2 protein-coding genes are annotated in these 4,885 nt (G+C 37.4%); both read right to left on the reverse strand.

All coding sequences use genetic code 11. From position 1 onward, the window contains the following. Positions 1–2,874: TonB-dependent receptor (locus tag VIH09_RS06625; protein WP_331579139.1), on the reverse strand; the 2,874-nt coding region annotated here is incomplete at its 3' end. Positions 2,875–3,368: 494 nt separating this feature from the next. Beyond that, positions 3,369–4,838, reverse strand: coding sequence for a RagB/SusD family nutrient uptake outer membrane protein (locus VIH09_RS06630; RefSeq protein ID WP_331579141.1), 1,470 nt, complete (start codon positions 4,836–4,838; stop codon positions 3,369–3,371). Between the last annotated feature and the right edge of the window lie 47 nt (positions 4,839–4,885).

Below are 4,885 nucleotides of genomic sequence, written 5' to 3' on the forward strand. Positions count from 1 at the left end.
CCAAGTATATAAATTTTGAGCGTTCAAGTACAATTTCATAGTCTGAATATTGACCTCTTTTATGCTGAATGGTTTGAAGTCATAGGCCAATTGAATGTTTCTTATTCTAATGTAACTACAATCTTCGACATTATAGGTAGAATTTAATTTGTTGTATCCCGAAGCTTCCGACAATCTTGGTTCCCAATTGGAAGTTCCCGGGCCAGTCCATCTGTCCTCTCTTGCTTCTCTGTAATTAAATTGTGCAAAAGTGCTTCCGTTACCCCAATTTCTCCAAATCTCGTTGCCATAAACTCCTTGCAAATCAATCGCTAATGAAAAATTACTATAAGTGGCACTGGTGCTTAAACCATAGGTGAAATCTGGCGTTGGATTGCCAATTACTTTCCTGTCATCCGTAGTTACCTTCCCATCGCCATTAATGTCTCTGTATTTAAAATCACCGGGGCCATAGCTTCCCAAAGTACTTATCGGTGAGGCTAAAACATCGGCATAAGATTGGTATATTCCCTCCACTTCATAGCCATAGAAAGAACCGATAGGATCTCCGGCACTTGTGCGGGTTGGTCCTTGAAAGATTTCATATCCAGGTTCAAAAACTGAATTTACCTTGTTATTAAGTGTAGTCATGTTTCCGCTAAAAGAATACGCAAATCTATCCGAAACTTTTTCATCCCAAGAAGCTGAAAATTCAAATCCTTTATTTTCGATTTCACCAGCATTTGTGTAGAATCTCTCATTTCCTTGTTCAACAAAAACCAACAAATCTTTGGTGGTTTTATTGTAGTAAGTAGCATCCAATTTTAAACGGTTCTTAAAAGTGGTTAATTCAAACCCTCCTTCATAAGACGTTACAGTTTCCCATTTTAAATTATCCGTATTTCTATAAGCCAGCACAAAAGCGGGTACTAATGTAGACCCAAATACGGCCGAAGCTCCTGTAGTGTAATTAGGCAGATAAGGATAGTGAACGGCATTGTATTGATTTCCCAACTCCCCGTAAGAACCTTTAATTTTCAAGGAATTAATACCGCTGGTCTCCATGAATTTTTCTTTTCCTACTTCCCACGCTGCCCCAATAGACCAGAAATTTTGATCTCTGGTATCTTTTGGCAACTCAGAAGAAGAGTCTCTTCTAAATGAACCATTTACGATGTACTTTCCTTGGTAATTATATAATACACGGAATAAATTAGAAGTGGTTGCTCTTTCCCACTGCTCAGAATTTGAAATTCTTGTTTCTTGATCTCCATAAGGGAATACATTCAAATACCACCATCTAGGATCATTTGGTATCGGTTCTCCTCCTTTGTTTTGAGTTACTGAACCGCTAATGCTTTCCAAATATTCTTGATAAGAATTGTAACCAGCTAATGCGGTTATACTATGCTCCCCAAATTTTTTATTATAAGTTAATAAATAATCTTGTTGAAAGTTTTGCACAGTCGTATTGTATTGCGACACACTTGTCAAGATTCTCCCAGAATACGGGGTAACTTCATTACTTTCAGCCGCATAAACGTCGATTAAAGGCACATAACTTCTTCCTTTTCTAACGTCCATATCTCCCGAATATCCTACCCTAAATGTGAAATCCTTGAAAAATTTTAATTCCGCAAAAACATTCCCAACCAATCTATATTGTTCATTAATCTTGGTATTTGATTCTTCATTAACAGGAATCAACGGATTACCTATTTGCGCACCTCCAATTTGGCTTGGCAATTGATTATAGATGCCATCTGGATTGTAAGGGCTAACGATTGGAGTTGCATTTAATGCAGAACCAAAATTGTTACCAACCGGAAGTTTTGATTTTATCCCATTTAATCCCATTCCCACTTTGAAATTTTCCACTATTTTGACCTCGTCATTAAGATTAAACGTGATTTTTTCAAATTTTTCATTTCGTATTACTCCATCTTCCTTCAAATATCCAAAGCCTAAACTCAACTTATTTGCTTCACTGGCGCTTTGTATGCTCAAATTCGAGTTCTGTACTACAGCACCTTTATTTTCCAGTTGGTCAATCCAGTCAGTATCACCCGTAAACAAATTATAAAAAGAATACGGAGGAGCGCCATCATTTACTCTCTGCTCGTCGTACAACTGTTTAAATAATGTTGCATTTGCTAATTTTGGCTTACCTACAATTGTTTTTACTCCTGTCGCCGAATTAAAATTGACACTCAATTTGCCTGCTTTTCCTTGTTTTGTCGAAACAAGAATAACTCCGTTAGCTCCCCTGACACCAAAAATAGCCAAAGAAGATGGGTCTTTTAAAATTTCGATGGATTCTATATCGTTAGAATTGATGTAACTTATATCATTGCTGAAAATTCCGTCAACCACATATAAAGGTTTGGTTTGGTTTCTACTCACTGTCCCTCGAATTCTAATATCCGGTTCCTGGCCAGGCCTTCCTGAGTTTACCACCGATAATCCAGCGACTTTACCTTGTAAAGAAGCCACTGGATTCGAGTTAGGCTTGTCAGCCACCGTTTTACCTTCAATCCGTACAATTGACCCGGCCAAATCACGTTTTTTTGCAGTCCCATACCCGATAACTACGACTTCTTTCAATGCTGTGTCCTCGGATTCCTGCATAACAATTGTCATTAGAGATCCAGTCACACTCGCAGATGTCGCTTCAAAACCCAACATTGTGACTTTTAACATCTCGCCAACATTGGCGTTAATCTCAAAATTTCCATCAAAATCTGTATCAGCATTGGTTTTAGAGTCAACAGCAACTACAATTGCTCCCGGAATCCCCACACCATTTTTATCTAATACTTTTCCCTTAATTACTTGACCTGACATATATGCCGGAAGTAGAATTAGTGCTAAAAAGCTAAAAATAAAATTTCTCATGTATTAATAGTTTGTTAAAGTTAGTGGTGCCAAATTAGGCAATTACAACGTTGTAGTAGTCAAAACGGAATTACTACATAAACACATCAAAAAATAAAAAACAACTTTAACCATCTTTTTTACAGGTATTTACAGGAATTAGTGATAAAGAAATCGACTCCTCATGATGTAGCAATGATGTATTGCAATTATCTTGAAAATTGGCGCAAAAAAAATGTTATCTATATAAAAACCTGCTTTTTTTTATAGAGCGAATAAAAAATTATTGAGATTTTTTTTACATTTTTGACAATAAAACCTATTACCAGTACTTCATCAATGCTTATATAGCCCTAAAAGGGGCATTCTATAAGATAGACAAATGCATAGTTTGCTATATCTCAGTTGAGTGTCAGTTGCGGGTTTTTAAGTTTTAAAATAATGTATCCTAATTCGGTGTAGAAACGAAAAAGTTAATTGTAGCGTTGATATTAATTACATTTTAATTTAATGAATTAATAACCAGCATTTTGCAATGATTTACCTGCCGCTTGTTTGATGAATTTTTGTGGCAACGGAAATAATTCATTTTTCCCAACAATAAATATTTTACCGTTAGCAGCCATGACGTCCTTTGCTTGCCCAGTTCTTATAATGTCAAACCATCGGTCATGTTCAAATGCCAATTCATGTCTCCGTTCCAACCTAATGGCTTCCCGTAAACCCTCTTTTCCGATAGCGGTTGTATTTCCTAAACCAGCTCTGTTTCTGACCCTATTTAGCGGACCGATAACATCACCTGATCCAATTTCGTTAGCGGCTTCAGCTTGCATTAATAATACTTCGGCAAATCTTAAAACTCGTATGTTTTTTGTGGTGAACCATACATTATTGAATGTTTCCATTGTGTTGCTTACATAGGCTTTCTCATTATATCTTGGATTTGAGACAAAAGTTGAAACAATCCTTCCATCCCACATCGTCTCGCCGGCAAAAATAACGGTTGCATCCTTTCTTTTATCCCCCGGCTCATATGAATCAATCAAATTTTGAGTTGGTATATTGAAACCCCATCCCCATCCGCCTGTTCCTCTAGCACCTTGTGTGTAACAGTATCCTGCGACTCCTTGGGATGGATTTCCACCATATCCCCTGATTTCAAAAATAGATTCGATATTATCCTCACCAACTTCTCTCCAAATTGTAGCGTAATCTGCCGCCAAATCATATGCCTTTATAGCGGCGCATTGCTCTTTAACTGCGCTCCAATCGCTTTGATACAGATATACTTTAGCCAGTAAAGCATGGGCAGCGCCTTTTGTTGCCCTTCCCAAATCAGCTGCCGCGTACCCTGATTTTTCGGACAGCCCTTCAATGGCACCCAATAGATCACCTATTATAAATTCGTAAACCTCTTCCTTGGATTTACGAATTAATACCATATCATTATCCTCTACAGAAGAAGGCAGCGGAACATGATCAACAATTGGTACACCTCCGTAACATCGCACCAAATTAAAATACATCAAAGCTCTTAAGAATTTTGCTTCTGCGGTTAACCGAATTCTGAGGGAAGCATCAACTTTATCCAATTTTGGAAGATAGTTTAAAGCGATATTAGCTCTGTTTATTCCTTGGTAATTCCCTTCAAAAACTTCTTGAATCGAAAGTGAACTGGCATCTAAAGCAAGTGCATCACATTTGTCTTTATCATTGCCCGTATCTCCCGGATCAGATCCCTTGTCCGCATCATCAGAAGTTATGCTTGACAATCCAATCCATGAGAATGAGGTCGTATTCCAGTCTAGTGCCTTGCTATAAATGGCAGTCACAAAACTTTTTGCTCCTTCGTTAGTATTATAGATAGTTAGTAAATCCGCTTTCGCTATGCCTTCAGTGGGAGCCACTTCTATAAATTCATTAGAGCAACTATTAGACAAACAGCCGACGCTGAGTATAACTAGGAAAATTACTGACTTTTTCATTTTTTTTTAAAATTTAATATTGGCACCAATAATGAACGAACGCAAAG

The sequence above is a fragment of the Flavobacterium sp. genome, assembly GCF_036515215.1.
Lineage (GTDB): Bacteria > Bacteroidota > Bacteroidia > Flavobacteriales > Flavobacteriaceae > Flavobacterium.

Coding starts and splice junctions, on each gene's coding strand:
- VIH09_RS06630 (WP_331579141.1), bottom strand. CDS start 4,838: ATGAAAAAGTCAGTAATTTTCCTAGTTATACTCAGCGTCGGCTGTTTG.